Genomic DNA, 15,789 nt, shown 5'->3' on the forward strand with positions numbered 1-15,789 from the left:
GATCCGTAAAAAATAAGTTTTTATAGCTGCAAAAAGGTTAATTCTGCAATAAAGGTGCTGCAAAATATTAAGACAGGACTAACCAAAAGCTTGGAAAGTGTCAATACAAGGTGTATCAATGGATTTATTAGAGTACCAAGTTAAAGAATGGTTTGCAAATATAGGCATTCCAGTATTGCCTTCCCAACGAATTGACCATCCTACAGATTTAAAACGGCTAAAAATTCGCTTTCCAATTGTACTAAAATCTCAAGTCCACGGAGCAGAACGGGCAAAAGCTGGTGGAGTCAGGTTTGCCCAAACGACTATCGATGCGATAGCAGCTGCTCAAAATATTTTTAGTTTACCAATATGGGGCGAATTGCCGGAAGTTGTGCTGGCAGAATCTCAATACGACGCCAACCAAGAATTTTATCTAGCGGTGGTTTTAGATACTGCTGTCTGCCGACCGGTACTTTTAGGTTGCAAAGAAGCAGACATCGATTGGGAATCGGCTGGGGAAAAAATGCACTATGTTGTTGTAGAACAAGAATTCTCACCATTTTATGCGCGACGATTGGCTTTAAAAATGGGTTTGCAAGGAACGCTGATGCAGTCGGTAAGCAGCGTTGTGGAGAAGATGTACGAGTTATTTGTCCAAAAAGACCTGGATTTAGTTGAAATTAATCCCTTGGCAGTCAGTACTACTAGTCAAGTTATGGCTCTTAATGGTAAAGTCAGGGTCAACGAACGGGCGATCAAGCGTCATCCCGATTTGGTGGAGATGGCAGCAAAAATTATCAGTAGTCATACCAGTACTGAAATCAACGGTATTTTGGGCGATTGGGATGGTGTGCAAATGCATGGAAAAATTGGGATTTTAGGTAATGGTACTGGTTCAGTGATGGCAACTTTAGATTTAGTTGCGAATGCTGGTGGCAATCCAGGTGTTTGTTTGAATCTACGTCATGCTTTCCTTACAGATACTACACCAACTACCTTCCGCGATCGCCTAGAAACAGGTTTGAAAATACTGGAGGCTGATAAAAGCATTCAAGTAATACTAATTAACTTTCTGGGTAGCATTCCGCAAACCGAGGAAGTGGCTGAAGTTATAGCCAGAGTTGTGCAGCCAGACAACAACGAACTTCAATCACAGGTTGTAGGTTCTAATGGTAATAAAGTTCGGCGAGAGCTTAATTTTCCATCCATAGTTGTCCGCCTTGCTGGTTCTGAATTTAATATTGCGAGAAAATATTTAGCAACACTAAAAACCCATAGCGACGCGCTCCTCGTGGTAGAAAATTTAGATGAGGCAGTGGCGGCAGCAATTCGTCTTGCTAAACCAACGGTTAATAAAAGATAGTGAATGTCATTTTGTGCCAATTCAAAAATCAAAAATTATTAATTTTTACCATCGGGTATAAATTTTTGAATTTGATGCTCAAATCAAGTACAGCTTTGCTTCCTGGGACTAAATTATATAGTGAATTCAAACTGAATATTCCTAGTTAGAAGCGGGTTTTCTGACTTTTGGAACACTCAGCTTCAAGATTATTTTTTGGAATTTCAGTAAAAATTGAATCAATAGGACACTATAAATGTGTCTTTCTATGATCAGTGGTTGAAGGCACTGGTTGCCAAACTTAAGGTAATTTTTTATGAACATAACGCCAGAAAGTAAAGTGTTAATTCAAGGCTTTTGTGAATTTATATCAGGCAATCATGTTGCTCAAATGAAAGCTTATGGCACGAATTTAGTGGCTGGTGTCAATCCTGGATGCGGCGGACAGGAACTGCATGGACTGCCAGTATTTGATTTGGTAGAGGAGGTAATAAAAGAATTTGGGGCAATTGACACGACAATTATTTGTGTAGATCCTTATGATGTGTTAGATGCGGCATTAGAAGCGATCGCATCTAAAATTCGCCAGATTATTATTATTACTGCTGGTGTACCGCCTTTAGATATGGTGCAATTACTCCGCAAAGCCGAAGCTTGTGAAACCTTAGTAATCGGGCCAAATAGTCCGGGGATCATTGTACCGGGAAAAATTCTTTTAGGAACTCAACCCAGCGAATTTTATACCCCTGGAACAGTGGGGATTGTTAGTCGTAGCAGCACCCTCACCTACGAAATTGCCTACGAATTAACAAAAGCAGGTTTAGGGCAGTCGATTAGTGTCAGTATTGGTAGTGATGCGATCGTCGGTTCCTCATTTCTGCAATGGCTGCAAATTCTTGATGAAGATGAAACCACAGAAGCGATCGTTTTAGTCGGTCAACCTGGTGGTGGTAGTGAAGAAGCAGCAGCGCGGTACATTGCTGAGGCAATTGATAAACCAGTAATTGCCTACATTGCAGGTAGACTTGCACCAACAGGAAAAACTTGGCGTCAAACTGGGACTTTAGCAACGGTTATCGGACGCGATCCCAACTTTGGTACAGCCCAAAGTAAATTAGCTGCTTTAAAAGAAGCAAAAGTGACAGTAGCCGAACGCCCTTCTCAAATTCCAGAATTATTGCGAAAGGAAACTAAACTAATTACTAATTCGTAATTCAATTCTTAACTACGAATTACAAATTATTTTAATTGGTCAGTCTTGGGAACGATTTTGAGGGAATAGGTAAGCGATCGCAGCGTAACCTGAAGCACTGAGTAAACTAACCAAAAAAGCAGCCAAAATAAAAGTAGACATAATGTTACACTCTATGCATTTCTAAAATCCTGGCATTCATCAACAAACCAAGATTTTGGATACTTTCAAATTAGCAATTGGGTATGACACAGCCGTGACTACGTTGTGTCAATCCCTCGGACTCAAGGTTTTATAGCTCAGCTCAAGCCAAAGGCAGAAAAAAGCGAAACGTACTGCCACCTCCCAATTCGCTTTCTATCTGAATTTGACCGCCTTGTAGTTCAATCAAACGGCGGGAAATAGTTAGACCAATACCAGTACCTCCTGAATGGCGATCGCGCGATTGGTCAGCTCGCCAGAAGCGCTCAAACACATGAGGCAAATTTTCTGGAGCGATACCAATACCTGTATCACTAACTGCAATCCAGAGTTGAGATGCTTCAGTCCCAGCATTAATGGTAATTGAACCTTCGTTAGTGTAACGCACTGCATTACCTAGTAAATTAACTAGCACCTGTTCTGTGCGGTCAATATCTGCCAATACAGGAGGTAGCACAGATGGACATTGCAAGAGCAGAACTGGCCCATCTTCTAATAGTTGGTCAGAAAATTTCTCCACTAATGACTCTAACAACGGACGCAAATTTACCCGTTGGATATTAATTGGTAGATAACCTGCTTCTGCTTTGGATAGTTCTTGTAAATCGTTCACTAAGCGCTCTAAGCGTCGAGTTTCTTTAGCTAAACGCCGATAGATTTCAGGAGACGCTTCAATTTCCCCATCAGCCAGTTCTTCCAAATAACCGCGCACCACAGTTAATGGTGTTCGTAATTCATGGGTCATATCTCCAATCACTTCTCGTCGCCGCGCTTCTACACCTTCTAAACTGGCTGCCATTCGGTTGAAACTGGTACTCAGTCCACTAAGTTCTGGAATGTCAGACACAGGTAGCCGTGCATCCATCTGACCAGCAGCAAATTTTTGGGTAATTTGTTCCATCTCGGTCAATCGCTGCATAATCCGTCTGGATACCCAGTAACTCAATCCTCCGGCGGCGGTAGTGCCGACTAAGACTGACAAAAGAGTGCTTCGCTGCCAAGCAAGTTCAAATCCTGTCACCAATTCAGCACGGACATCGATTAAGTCGAACCCCTGATTTTCTAATCCTTCCAAATGTAAGACAAATAAGCGGGGGGAAGAGATTTTGCTAATGCTTACCAGACTAGCTACCCCCACGATCATTACTACTAAGTGGGAGAAAAACAGGCGCCCTCTCAGCCCCATCTTCATAACATTTACGCTACCAAAGGATCTTCAAATTTATAGCCCACCCCAACAACAGTTTTAATAAAAGTAGGATTTGCCGGATCGGGTTCAATCTTTTTTCGCAACCGAGCTACATGAGTATCTACAACTCGTTCATCGCCAAAGAAATTATCTCCCCAAAGTTTATCAATTAGTTGAGTGCGGTTCCAAACTCGACCAGGATTACTGACAAAGGTGGTTAGCAAGTTAAATTCTAGAGTAGTTAAGTCCAAAATTTCAACTTCTTGAGAATTCATCTGGCGACTAGCAGTGCGCTGGTCTACATCGACAATAAAGTGTTGGGTACGATTGATTTGATGTTGTCCCCCTTGGCGGAGGCTACGCCGTAATAGTGCCCGCACCCTAGCTACCAACTCTCTGGGGCTAAAGGGTTTGACCATATAATCATCAGCACCAGTAGATAGACCGATGACGCGATCAATTTCTTCACCCTTAGCAGTGAGCATTAAAATGTAAGGATCTTTGACACCTGGTTTCTGGCGAATTCGGGCACAAACTTCTAACCCATCCAAACCAGGAATCATTAAATCTAGAATGATTAAATCAGGTGGTTGCTCTTGAAACATCCGCAAAGCATTCATGCCATCGCGGCTAGTGCGACAAAAAAATCCTTCTTTTTCTAAAGAGAGTTCGATTAAATGAGCAATTTCTGCTTCATCTTCAACTATTAAAATATCCATCTGATATCGTGTCCGATTAAAGACTTATCATTAAGACCGCAGGGGGCAGGGGGAAAGAGGGTTTTCTGGTTTCTACATAGATTACCGGAATTATAACTAATTAACCGGACATGATATGAAATATAAGATCGAGCAAAATGGGCAGAGCAAAAACACAAAGACACAGAGATATTTTATGCCTCCCTGTGTCTCCACTCTTTGCCTCTTTTTAATTAGAGGTTTGAGTTTGACGCTGTGCGATAACTATAGCCAAGATTAGAATCTTTTTGAATGTGTGCTTTAATACTATCGAGGTCAATGAAACAGTCTGCAACATCAATCAAACTTTCACTAGTGGTTGTTTGCAGACTGACTACTTCCACTCGAACCCCCATTCTGCTGACAGCGTTTACAGCATAAGCTAAATCTCCATCGCCACTGACTAAAACAGCTGTATCGTAGTAAGGAGCTAAAGTTATCATATCTACAGCAATTTCTACGTTCAGATTTGATTTTTTGAAATTCTCGCTTGGTACAACGAGTTCCTTTGCCACTACGCGATAGCCATTACGACGCATCCACAATAAAAAACCCTGTTGCTTTTCATTACTGATATCAACTCCAGTATAGAAAAAAGCACGCAACAGTCTGGAACCGCTGGTTAAATGACCAAGCAATTTAACGTAGTCAATTTCTATACCGAGTTGTAAGGCTGTATGGAACAGGCTTAAGCCATCAATAAAAATAGCAACTCGACCGCGATTTAAGTTATTCAAAATCAAACTATCTGGTGCAGGATCTTGCATCTTGGTATCTTTACCTTTGACAGCAGTATCGCTCAAATTTTGCCCTTGCCAATGTGGTTTAGTTTTGAGTACTTTAGTAGATTCCTTAAATTCATTTCTTTGTTTGCTAAAATTAGTTATAATCATTGATACCTCTGATTTTAAAGCTGGAAAGAGTTTTGAGTAAATTGTCTATAGTATAGTCTGTACTGATTTATAACCTAGCAGGTAATGGTCTTAAGTCACTATATGCAGATAAGCTTAACTAGTCCTAAACAAGATTTAAAATAGACAGATCAAAGTTTTCACTGCTGTTACGGTTGATTTAAGAAGATATTGCTTCTGCCCACAGATATGTTAATCTTTACCCACAGAGACAGCAAGAGTTTGGAGAAAATAAATCTTTTTGTAAGGATAGGGACTGTTTTTGGTCTCTACTGCACTCAACCCAGAAACCCTATATCTATAGTTCAGGCAAACATAAACTGTAAGACATCTAATAGGGGCAACCTAATATAAGCAAGTTTTGCACAAAAATACCACGGCTTTTAAGAGGAATGAGCGTAGCAATATTTACGCAGCCGTGGAAATTCAAGGAGTTATAAGTAGTAGTACCGCAAGCCGAAATTCCAAATTTAAAATTCAAAACGAATGCAGTATAACCGTTTCGTTGATTGGAAGGGTTAGTTTATTTATGCCGTACTGTACTAGTAATGTAATATGATATGCGATCGCACCTCAAAAGGTAAGTTGCCTTAATTTTATGTAAGAGACAAATGAGAAGGACAGGGAGGTTGATTGCTCTCTTGTCCCCCTGTCTTATTAACGCACCGCAGCAGTTTCTAAAGACAAATCTTGAAACATGGGTGTGCTGAGATAACGTTCGCCAAAGGAAGGCTGAATCATCACGATTAAACGTCCGGCATTTTCTGGACGTTTACCTACTTGAATTGCGGCACACAAAGCTGCACCAGAAGATATCCCAGACAATAAACCTTCTTCTTTTGCCAAACGTCGCCCATAGGCGATCGATTGTTCATCGCTGATTCTAATTACTTCATCAACCAATTCTAGGCGGAGGACATCTGGGATAAATCCAGCCCCAATACCTTGAATTTTATGTGGCCCGGCTTCACCGCCAGAGAGGACTGGGCTATTGCTGGGTTCAACTGCGATCGCCTTAAAAGTCGGCTTGCGCTGTTTGAGTACTTCTGCAATTCCAGTAATCGTTCCACCAGTACCTACCCCAGCAATCACAATATCTACTTCCCCGTCTGTATCTGCCCAAATTTCTTCGGCGGTGGTTTCTTGGTGAACTTTGGGATTAGCAGGGTTGCGGAACTGTTGCAGCATAAAAGCATTGGGAGTATTAGCCACAATTTCTTCGGCTTTGCGAATTGCTCCCCGCATACCCTCTGTGCCTGGTGTCAATTCTAAAGCTGCACCATAAGCTCTGAGCATCGCCCGTCGTTCTTGGCTCATAGTCTCTGGCATCGTCAAAACCAAACGGTAGCCACGTGCTGCTGCTACCATCGCTAGAGCAATTCCTGTATTACCTGAAGTAGGCTCTACTAAAATGGTCTTTCCTGGGACAATTGAGCCAGCCGCTTCTGCCGAGAGTACCATACTTAACCCGATGCGGTCTTTTACCGAAGCTGCTGGGTTCATCCCTTCTAATTTGACAACTATCCTTGCAACTACTCCTTCAGCTTGAGGAATTTTGTTCAGTTGAACTAAAGGAGTTCGTCCAATCAGTTGTGTTACGTCTTGAGCAATCCGCATTACTTAACTCCTAAAATTCTAAATCTTAGTACAGAGTATTTACTTATAACAATAAGCTTCGATGTATTTATTTTGCCGTTTAATCTCAATGAGTGCATATACTATATATTCTAACTTAACCACAAAATATGAAAGTTTAGGAAGAACTTTTATTAGATATTCCCATTGATTCTCACATTAGAAGAGGCTAGCTTACCATTCTTCTAGTTTACCATTTGGAATTGCCAACTATAGTCTTTTGGGTTGAAATTCAATTTTAATAATTCTGTATATATGAATAATTTTTCCAGTATTTTCTATTTGTTATCAATATATGATTTATTTTTAAAATATTTAATTGCTTTTTCTAATTTATTATTCTATCTTTATCAAGAGACATTGATATTTTTTTGAGTGCAAATTGTGTCAGTCATAAATTGGATATAAAACAGTCTTTAACCATTGCCTACATTGCTTTTAGATTGAGTACAAAAACACTAGAACCCCACCTCATAAATACTAGAACCCCGTCTGAAAAACACTAGCACCCATACCCCAACTATTTTTTATAAAACTTATCAGGTAAGGATTACAGGCTTTGAGTACTATTTTAATGAATTTAATAATCTTAACAGGGCTGGGGTAAACTGTTTTGTGGAGAACGGCTGATATAAATCGTATAGGATTTACGCAGAGATTCCCCTCTACCCCCCAACATTCCTGAGCGCAAGCTTAGTGAACTAGGGGGGACTTCTTAATCTCTCTTTTGAGAGTAAGATGAAACCAGATTACCGAATCTAAGTGCGTTAATTGTAACTGAATAATCCTACGTTTTGTGAAGATGTTGGTAATTTTTTATTAGTTAGGGATCAGTGGTGATGAGAAGAATAACTGAAAACTAACAATTGTGAAAATTACCAATTACACACATTTTAATCTCAAAGCTGTTTGATAGGTAGAAATATACAACTACTTTAGATAAACAGCAAAAGATATTTTCTTACTGGGTGCATACTACCTAGCAAGGGAGAGCCAAGATGAAAGCCAAACTTTTAAACCTTCTTACAGTTTGCGTCATTATTTTAGCAGTGCTTTCACCAGAAATAGTAGTATTTGGCATCATTTGGGAGCGACATCTGGAATTAGTAAAATCTCAGAATTTAGCTTGCGAAGTTAACAACACGATTACAGATGCTCCCGCCTTGGCTCTCCACATAGAGGGTACACATTCCCCTCAGACTAGCATTCAATCCTTTGATCGTAATGTGGTTCATCAAATGTTGACTGTTGCTGAACAATATAAATTTGCCACTATCCTGCAATGGTTCTTCCTGTTAACCCCCATTTGTATTGGGTTAGGAATTCTTTTTTACGACAGATATCTTGTTCATCGTGCTGCTGTCTTAAAAGAGCAAGTTGAAATGTTGGAAAGACTGTGGCACCAAAGTATCGAACAGTAACTTATTCACAATTTACTCACTAAAATCAACAAAATTACCATGACAGAACAACGCAAACAACTGTATTTTAATCTGATTGATGAGTTACTTAAATGCCCTAATGGTCAAGAACCAGAAGTTTTAGAATCTCACCCCGAATTGCTTGATTCCGGTTTAGTAGAATCAATGTTGCAAGTAGCTACTATGTTTGCCCATGAAGGCAATCAAGATGGTGCCCAATTTTTATTTTTTGTGGGGCGTGAGCTAGCTAAAGAGTTAGGTTTATACCCGGAAGTTCCCAATACTGAAGTTGCAAATCCTGAAGTTACAAATCCTGAAGTTGCAAATAAGGAGTAAAAATGTTGTTGACTTCAACGGATGCGGGACAAATAGCTTTAGAACTGCTGATAGCAGACTGGAATATTTCAGAAGAGAACAGAGAGTGGTTCACAATCTTTAACTCTCGTTTGATTGGCGAGACTTGGTACACTGTGGAACTAGGTATAGAAGGATTTCCTGATAGGTGGTTTCTTCAAGTATATGACAATGGAGTGTGCGATCCAAACTATACATTTATTTCACCAATCCTTGCGAACCAAGGATTTACAGACGTTGTAAATGTGCCGGATATCATAGCAGAGGTTTTAGTTTGTGAACGCAATGCTCGGTAATAATTGAAAATTCAAAATTGATAATTCTACAATAATTCGTAGTTAAATTAAGACTTTGAGCCAGCGATCTCTAAAAATTGTAGTATTTATTATGGATAGGGTTTAAATCCCAATCTCTATATATAATTACCTTGGCAATTTTGCAAATACTATTACGAATTAAGAATTAGAAACTCTGAATTTTTAATATAAAGATGCTTTACGTAAATTTGAGGTGTTCCCGAATAAGGTACACCTTTTTTTGTCTAATATTTAATATTTTGTTCCAGCTTAATAGAAGATTTTGTCATATTTAACTGATAAAATAATGTTATATTAAATAGCGTGATAGACGCTACAGAAATATCAGTTCCAATGATTGCTGAAGATATCTTAGCCAAAGAATTCACAAGAGTCGTCAATCATTACTACCCGCAAGTTGGAGAATTGCTGGATGGGTGTTATGTGAAAGTCATCACCTGTTTTTGGGGACGACCTGCTAGACGTTTGCAATATATAGGAATTTATTGCTCTGACGAAATGATTTCCTGCGTGCAAGCTCAAAAAGAAATACTCAGAGAAGTAGCAGACAATATGGGTTTAATCCAAGTTGTTTGCATGAATGCCAAGCGATTGTTGCGTGATCCGATGTCGAAGGTCAAAGAGAACAACCCACATTTATGGTTGGAGTTGCAGTGGGTTGTAACTTAGTGATTCATCGCATTCATTAATTGAGAGGGGTAAATACTTTTGTAGAGAGGATTTTATTCCTCAAATTCAAATATTTAAGCACTAAAGTGCTTACTACAAACCTGTCGATCGCTAGAATAACTAGCACCTGCGGTGAATACAAAGTATCAACACAAGTAATGAAAACTGGAATTTTCTGCAATTACGATAATTTTCACCAAGATGCTCATCGTGCCATCTTTGAGCAAGTTGCACTGGTAAAACAGGCAGAAAGTTTAGGTTTTGAGGAAGCGTGGGTAAGCGAACACCATTTTAGTGAATCCAATCTCAGCCCGTCCATGTTAGTGTTAATGGCACATTTGGCGGGATTGACTTCAACTATCCAATTAGGCACTGCGGCGGTGTTGCTGCCATTCCATAACCCCATTAGGGTGGCGGAAGATATTGCCACTTTGGATAACTTGTGCAATGGACGATTATTATTTGGAGTTGCCAAAGGTGGCCCCTTTCCCCAACAAAACAAGCATTTTGCGACCCTCCCAAATGAATCCCGTCCCAAAATGCTAGAGGCGATCGCATTGATTCAAAAGCTGTTATATGAAACTGATGTATCATTTAACGGGCAATATTTTCAATGCGATCGCTTGACAATTTACCCCAAACCATTGCAGAGTCAAATCCCAGTGTATGTTGCCACTGGTGGTGATGACGGTATCGAGTTGGCTGCTAAACATTCCTTCAGCTTGATGGGTGGGCCGCCATTTTCCTTAGAGAGATTGAAGGATACTGTTAGCAAATATCGAGCCTTAAATTCTAATGGTACGGAAAACTTTGTGCTGGCACGCTTCTTTTTTGTTGGCAAAACATTTGACGAGGCAGTGAGTGAAGCGTTACCTTTTGTTCGCCAATTTAGCCAGAAAATGAAAGCTAATTCGGCTCAACTATTGCAGAATAGTGCGAATCCCAACCAAAAACCATTCGATCGCACAAATATTTGTTTCGATGAAGACTATTTGATTGAGAACTCAATTATCGGTGATGTGGGGACTTGTCGAGACAAAATCAAGAAATTTCAGGACGAATTAGATTTAGGTACGCTAGCACTCAAACCCTCGTCTGCGAATCTGGAAAAAAACCTGGAGAGTTTGACGCGCTACAACCAAGAGGTGCGAAATTATGTCTTCTAAACTATACTTGCTTCCTCCCGATGACTTACCTCCAACTGAGGTAACAAAACAGGATGGAATGCTGCAAATGGAGCTAGAACAGTCTACTGGCAGATGCTTTTATCAAGCTTGCGATCGCATTACGCGAGTACTGTTATCTAATTGTCAGTGGTATCTGACAACAAATGCTAGTATCCTCACACTAATTATTGATTGCCCTGACTTAGTATCTTACTGGCATATCGTCAGCAATATTCCCCAGTTGGGTAATAGATTAGAGCGGTTTACTAGCAATGGTAAAATCCGCGTTTATCCGCCATTTGGCAAAGGGATGCCATTTGAAATCAGCGTAAATGAAATATCAGCTTATCGAGATTGGCTTTGAGGTAAATAGAAACTGGGAATCACACTAAATATATGCTGTCTTTCACCCTGTACTCCTAAAGTGCAGGGTGTTGCAATTTTGAGCAAAATAATTTCCCAAAATTACAGTTTTACTGAATATAACAATCTGATTTGATATCTGAACTTACTTGCACGACAGTCGTGACAATCTTGTACAGTTTAGTAATTAGACAGGAAAAGGTGTTGATAAATCTGTTACCTTTTCAGTTAGCCATTTATACCAATTATCTAATCCTATATTAGTAGTTGCAGAAATCTGAAAAATCTGAATTTGAGGATTTACTTCTGTAGCATAAGCAATGCACTTTTGAACATCAAATTGTACATAAGGCAGCAAATCAATTTTTGTGAGAATCATAATGTCACTAGCACGGAAGATATGCGGATATTTTAGCGGCTTATCTTCTCCTTCTGTAACCGATAGAATCACAACTTTTGCATTTTCTCCCAAATCAAATAAAGCTGGACAAACCAAATTTCCGACATTTTCAATCATCACAACTGAGTTTAATGGCGGATTCAGTTGTTGTAAACCCCTATCGATCATTGATGCATCTAAATGACAGCCTGTTCCGGTGTTTATCTGAATTACTTTGCAACCTGTTTCTTTAATTTTTTGAGCATCATTAGCAGTTTCTTGGTCGCCTTCAATGACATTAATAGATAATTGCTGCTTTAAATCATTAATGGTTCGCGTTAAAAGAGTTGTTTTCCCTGCACCAGGAGAACTCATTAAATTTAAGGTGAGAATATTTCGACCTTTAAACCATCCGCGATTTTGGGCCGCTATTAAATTATTCTTTGCTAATATATCCTGTTCTAAGGATATCGTCGTGTTGTGTATTTTGGCATGAAGTTGAGGCACTTCTATATGAGTGTCGTGACTGTGAGAATGAGTGATTATAGTACCATCGGGTAAAGTGTGAGTATGATGATGGTTATGTTCAGCTTCAGTTGCTTCTAAATTGATAATTTTAGTTTCGCCATCATCAGAACAACCGCAGGTTACACACATAATTCCTCTATTTCTATTTCTTTAATTTTCAGTTCTTCACCATTAATTAAATCTAATTGTGCGCTTTTGCAGCTACAGATTCCAAATGGTTTATCTAGAACAATTTCGGCACCACATTGGCGACATCGCCCTAAACCTGGAATTTCCAAAATTTCTAATGTCGCCCCTGCTAAAACTGTGCCTTGAGTGCAAATATCAAAACAAAACCGGATAGCATCGGGCATAATGGCTGAAAGTTTGCCAATTTCTAATGAAACTCGTTGCACTTTTGCGCCTTTGGCGTGTTCATTCACAATTGCCACAATATTTTGGGTAATTCCAAGTTCGTGCATACGATAAAATTTATTAAGATTACTGAAAAACAATGCAACAATCTTCTCTATTTATTATCTCTTCACGTCGTGCCAGTTGCTTCTCCCAAGGGGAACCGCAAGGGCGCACTGGCTTCTGTGTACTTCTATGGTTCGCCTATTAAATATTTTATTTTGAAAATTCCAAATATTAACAAATTCGTGGCAATTGGTCGCCTACTAACATATCAACAATCCTTTCAGCACCAAAAGCTGTTTTTAATGAAACGATACCTGGAGGTGAGGTAATAACTTCGCCAATTATACAAGCATCTTTGCCTTCTGGGTGAATTTTCATAGCTGATAAAACATTGTCAGCATTCTTTTTTGGAACCACCACAACTAACTTCCCTTCATTAGCTAGATATAATGGATCTAAACCGAGAATTTCACAAACTCCGTTGACTTCTTCACGCACTGGAATAGATTCTTCAAATAAACGAATTCCCACATTGGAAGTGAGGGCAAATTCATTTAGTACTGTAGCTAAACCACCGCGTGTGGCATCTCGCATAGCATGAATTTGGGGACACACATGGAGAATAGTTTCTACTAAACTATGCAACGGTTGACAGTCGCTTGTAATATCGGTTTCTAAGGCTAATTCGCCACGGGCAATTAAAATTGCTGTCCCATGATTGCCTATTTCACCATTAATTATTATTGTATCTCCAGGTTTAATATTATGAGCAGAAATGTTAACTTCTCGCGGGATTATACCAATCCCAGCAGTATTAATAAAGAGTTTATCGACAGCACCGCGATGTACAACTTTTGTGTCACCAGTGACAATTTGAACATCGGCTTTTTTCGCGGCTGCTTTCATACTGGCTGCGACACGCCGTAATATTTCTACTGGTAATCCTTCTTCTAAAATGACGCTACAAGTAAGATATAAAGGTTTAGCACCGCTAACTGCTAAATCATTAACTGTGCCGTTAACTGCTAGTTCTCCTATATCACTACCGGGAAAAAATAAGGGGTCTACAACATAAGAATCTGTTGTAAATGCAAGTCTGTCTCCTTGTTGGAAGAGAGGGGCTAAGTTGAAGCTGGCTTGGTCTTCTAATTGTGAGAGAATTGGGTTATCAAAATTGCTGACAAAGATATCATCTATTAAATCACGCATGGCTTTACCACCGCTACCATGTGCGAGAGTTATATGAGTGTCTTGCACTTTACTTTGGCGACGGCGGGCTTGTTCTATTTTTTGGAATAGAGGATTTTGTATTGAGTTTGTGGGGTAAATATTCATATTAAAGTTTTTTAAACGCAAAGGGACGCGGAGGGAAGCGCAGAGGTACGCGGAGTATTTAGTCTGAGGAGAACCCGCAGGCGGGGAGGGGTTCTTGAGTTATTTTTGGTTTTTGGGTGATTGTTCTTTTGGCAATTGTGGAGAGTCGCCCATATTTGTAATAGGCTGCACAAGCGCCTTCAGAAGATACCATACAAGTACCAATGGGTGTTTCTGGTGTGCAAGCTGTACCAAATACTTTGCACTCCCAAGGTTTTAAGACTCCTTTAAGAATTTCTCCACATTTACAAGCTTTATGGTCGGCTATTTTGAGGTTAGGAATGGTAAATTTAAGTTCGGCATCAAATTGGGCATATTCAGGTTTAATTTGTAATCCTGAATAAGGAATGTCACCTAAGCCGCGCCAATCGAATTTATCTCGCACGGCGAAAACTTTGTTTATCGCTTGTAGGGCTACTGTATTTCCGCTTTTTTCTACAATTCGGTTATATTGGTTTTCAACTTCACAACGATTTTCTATTAGCTGTTGCAATAACATCCAAATCGATTGGAGAATATCTAAAGGTTCAAATCCTGAGACGACAATTGGCTTATTATATTGTTGGGAAATAAATTGATATGGGTCAGTGCCAATTACCATGCTGACATGACCAGGCCCAACAAATCCATCTAGTTGCAAATCGGGATTATCTAATAGTGCTTTGAGGGCGGGAATCACGAGGACGTGATTGCAAAACATACTAAAGTTATGAATTTTTTCGGCTGCTGCTTGCAGGATGGTGAAGGCGGTGCTGGGGGCTGTGGTTTCAAAGCCCAAAGCGAAGAAAACTACTTCTTTGTCGGGGTTATCTTTGGCAATTTGCAGGCTGTCTAGGGGAGAGTACACCATACGGATGTCTGCACCTTGTGCCCTGGCTTGTAGTAAAGTGGTTTTGGAACCGGGAACTCGCATTGCGTCGCCAAAGGTGGCAAAAATGACGTTATGATTTTGAGAGATAGCGATCGCATCATCTAATCTCCCTTTTGGCATAACGCATACTGGACAACCAGGCCCATGAATTAGCTCAATAGCTTGGGGTAAAATTTCTTCGATACCATATTTAAAAATAGAATGGGTATGTCCGCCGCATACTTCCATGATTTTTATGGGTTTTTCTAGCTGGTTGCATAATTTGGCGATTTCGCGGTTTATGGCTTCAGCTTTTTCAGGTTCGCGGAATTCGTCAACATATTTCATAGAAAGTGAGGAGTAATAAGTTTTAGGTATCTGTTAATTTTGCTTTTGTGGTAGAGAGTTTTTTTAACAAGTCGTGTTGGCGTAGCGTTTCTAAGAGTTGCCTCATATAGATTTCAATTTACTGCTTTCTTCACATACTAATCCCTGCTTCTGCTGCTGTTAATTCTTGGAATAGTTGTAATGTTTCTGCCGCTTCTTGTTCGTTAATTCGATTCATCGCAAAGCCAACATGCACTAGCACCCAATCTCCAATACAAGCTTCGGGGGGATGTTGTTCATCTACGATACAAGCAATATTTACTTCGCGCTTAACACCACCAATGTTAACTATGGCTAATTTATGGTTAACGTTGGTAATTTCTATAATTTGTCCGGGGATTCCTAAACACATTTTTTTATTTTTTAAGATAAACGAACCACAGAGGCGCAAAG

17 protein-coding genes are annotated in these 15,789 nt (G+C 39.7%); 8 read left to right on the plus strand and 9 right to left on the minus strand.

Features of this window, described 5'->3' with window-relative positions; genetic code table 11:
• Positions 1 to 118 precede the first annotated feature (118 nt).
• Positions 119 to 1,345, plus strand: coding sequence for a succinate--CoA ligase subunit beta (locus V7K79_RS23005; RefSeq protein ID WP_335050751.1), 1,227 nt, complete (start codon positions 119 to 121; stop codon positions 1,343 to 1,345).
• Positions 1,346 to 1,640: 295 nt separating this feature from the next.
• A complete protein-coding gene (locus tag V7K79_RS23010) occupies positions 1,641 to 2,537 on the plus strand; it encodes a succinate--CoA ligase subunit alpha (RefSeq protein WP_335050753.1) in 897 nt (298 codons plus the stop codon).
• Between the two features lie 283 nt (positions 2,538 to 2,820).
• On the opposite strand, the gene V7K79_RS23015 is transcribed toward V7K79_RS23010, so the two are convergent.
• The 4 genes from V7K79_RS23015 to cysK all read right to left on the minus strand — a co-directional run bounded on the left by V7K79_RS23015 (position 2,821) and on the right by cysK (position 7,171).
• Entirely contained in the window at positions 2,821 to 3,909 is a 1,089-nt protein-coding gene (locus V7K79_RS23015; protein ID WP_335050755.1) for a sensor histidine kinase, read from the minus strand.
• 5 nt (positions 3,910 to 3,914) lie between these two features.
• Positions 3,915 to 4,625, minus strand: coding sequence for a response regulator transcription factor (locus V7K79_RS23020; RefSeq protein WP_335050757.1), 711 nt, complete (start codon positions 4,623 to 4,625; stop codon positions 3,915 to 3,917).
• A 212-nt stretch (positions 4,626 to 4,837) separates the two neighbouring features.
• Positions 4,838 to 5,536, minus strand: a complete 699-nt coding sequence (locus V7K79_RS23025) for a LabA-like NYN domain-containing protein (RefSeq protein ID WP_335050759.1) — start codon at positions 5,534 to 5,536, stop codon at positions 4,838 to 4,840.
• A 675-nt stretch (positions 5,537 to 6,211) separates the two neighbouring features.
• Complete coding sequence (gene cysK, locus V7K79_RS23030) at positions 6,212 to 7,171, minus strand: cysteine synthase A (protein ID WP_335050761.1); 960 nt, start codon at positions 7,169 to 7,171, stop codon at positions 6,212 to 6,214.
• Positions 7,172 to 8,187: 1,016 nt separating this feature from the next.
• Here cysK and V7K79_RS23035 point away from each other — a divergent pair.
• The 6 genes from V7K79_RS23035 (at position 8,188) to V7K79_RS23060 (ending at position 11,480) form a co-directional block, all read left to right on the plus strand.
• Positions 8,188 to 8,610 carry a hypothetical protein gene (locus V7K79_RS23035; RefSeq protein WP_335050763.1) on the plus strand — a complete coding sequence of 141 codons (423 nt, stop codon included), beginning with the start codon at positions 8,188 to 8,190 and terminating at the stop codon, positions 8,608 to 8,610.
• Between the two features lie 39 nt (positions 8,611 to 8,649).
• On the plus strand, positions 8,650 to 8,946 hold the full coding sequence (locus V7K79_RS23040; RefSeq protein ID WP_335050765.1) for a hypothetical protein: 297 nt from the start codon (positions 8,650 to 8,652) through the stop codon (positions 8,944 to 8,946).
• 2 nt (positions 8,947 to 8,948) lie between these two features.
• Positions 8,949 to 9,260 carry a hypothetical protein gene (locus tag V7K79_RS23045; protein ID WP_335050766.1) on the plus strand — a complete coding sequence of 104 codons (312 nt, stop codon included), beginning with the start codon at positions 8,949 to 8,951 and terminating at the stop codon, positions 9,258 to 9,260.
• A gap of 354 nt (positions 9,261 to 9,614) precedes the next feature.
• Entirely contained in the window at positions 9,615 to 9,950 is a 336-nt protein-coding gene (locus V7K79_RS23050) for a hypothetical protein (protein WP_335050901.1), read from the plus strand.
• Between the two features lie 158 nt (positions 9,951 to 10,108).
• Positions 10,109 to 11,116 carry an LLM class flavin-dependent oxidoreductase gene (locus V7K79_RS23055; protein WP_335050768.1) on the plus strand — a complete coding sequence of 336 codons (1,008 nt, stop codon included), beginning with the start codon at positions 10,109 to 10,111 and terminating at the stop codon, positions 11,114 to 11,116.
• Positions 11,106 to 11,480 (plus strand): hypothetical protein, encoded by a 375-nt coding sequence (locus V7K79_RS23060; RefSeq protein WP_335050770.1) that lies wholly within the window; start codon positions 11,106 to 11,108, stop codon positions 11,478 to 11,480. The genes V7K79_RS23055 and V7K79_RS23060 overlap by 11 nt, the downstream gene beginning before the upstream one ends.
• 186 nt (positions 11,481 to 11,666) lie before the next feature.
• Here V7K79_RS23060 and hypB read toward each other — a convergent pair whose 3' ends face one another.
• The 5 genes from hypB to V7K79_RS23085 form a co-directional block, all read right to left on the minus strand.
• Positions 11,667 to 12,515 carry a hydrogenase nickel incorporation protein HypB gene (gene hypB / locus V7K79_RS23065; RefSeq protein WP_335050772.1) on the minus strand — a complete coding sequence of 283 codons (849 nt, stop codon included), beginning with the start codon at positions 12,513 to 12,515 and terminating at the stop codon, positions 11,667 to 11,669.
• Entirely contained in the window at positions 12,506 to 12,847 is a 342-nt protein-coding gene (hypA, locus tag V7K79_RS23070) for a hydrogenase maturation nickel metallochaperone HypA (protein ID WP_335050774.1), read from the minus strand. The genes hypB and hypA overlap by 10 nt, the downstream gene beginning before the upstream one ends.
• A gap of 169 nt (positions 12,848 to 13,016) precedes the next feature.
• Entirely contained in the window at positions 13,017 to 14,120 is a 1,104-nt protein-coding gene (hypE, locus tag V7K79_RS23075; protein WP_335050776.1) for a hydrogenase expression/formation protein HypE, read from the minus strand.
• A 58-nt stretch (positions 14,121 to 14,178) separates the two neighbouring features.
• Positions 14,179 to 15,357, minus strand: a complete 1,179-nt coding sequence (hypD, locus tag V7K79_RS23080; protein ID WP_335050778.1) for a hydrogenase formation protein HypD — start codon at positions 15,355 to 15,357, stop codon at positions 14,179 to 14,181.
• A 130-nt stretch (positions 15,358 to 15,487) separates the two neighbouring features.
• A complete protein-coding gene (locus V7K79_RS23085) occupies positions 15,488 to 15,748 on the minus strand; it encodes a HypC/HybG/HupF family hydrogenase formation chaperone (RefSeq protein ID WP_335050780.1) in 261 nt (86 codons plus the stop codon).
• Positions 15,749 to 15,789 lie beyond the last annotated feature (41 nt).

The sequence above is a fragment of the Nostoc sp. genome (genome assembly GCF_036917575.1).
In the GTDB taxonomy this organism is placed as follows: domain Bacteria; phylum Cyanobacteriota; class Cyanobacteriia; order Cyanobacteriales; family Nostocaceae; genus Nostoc.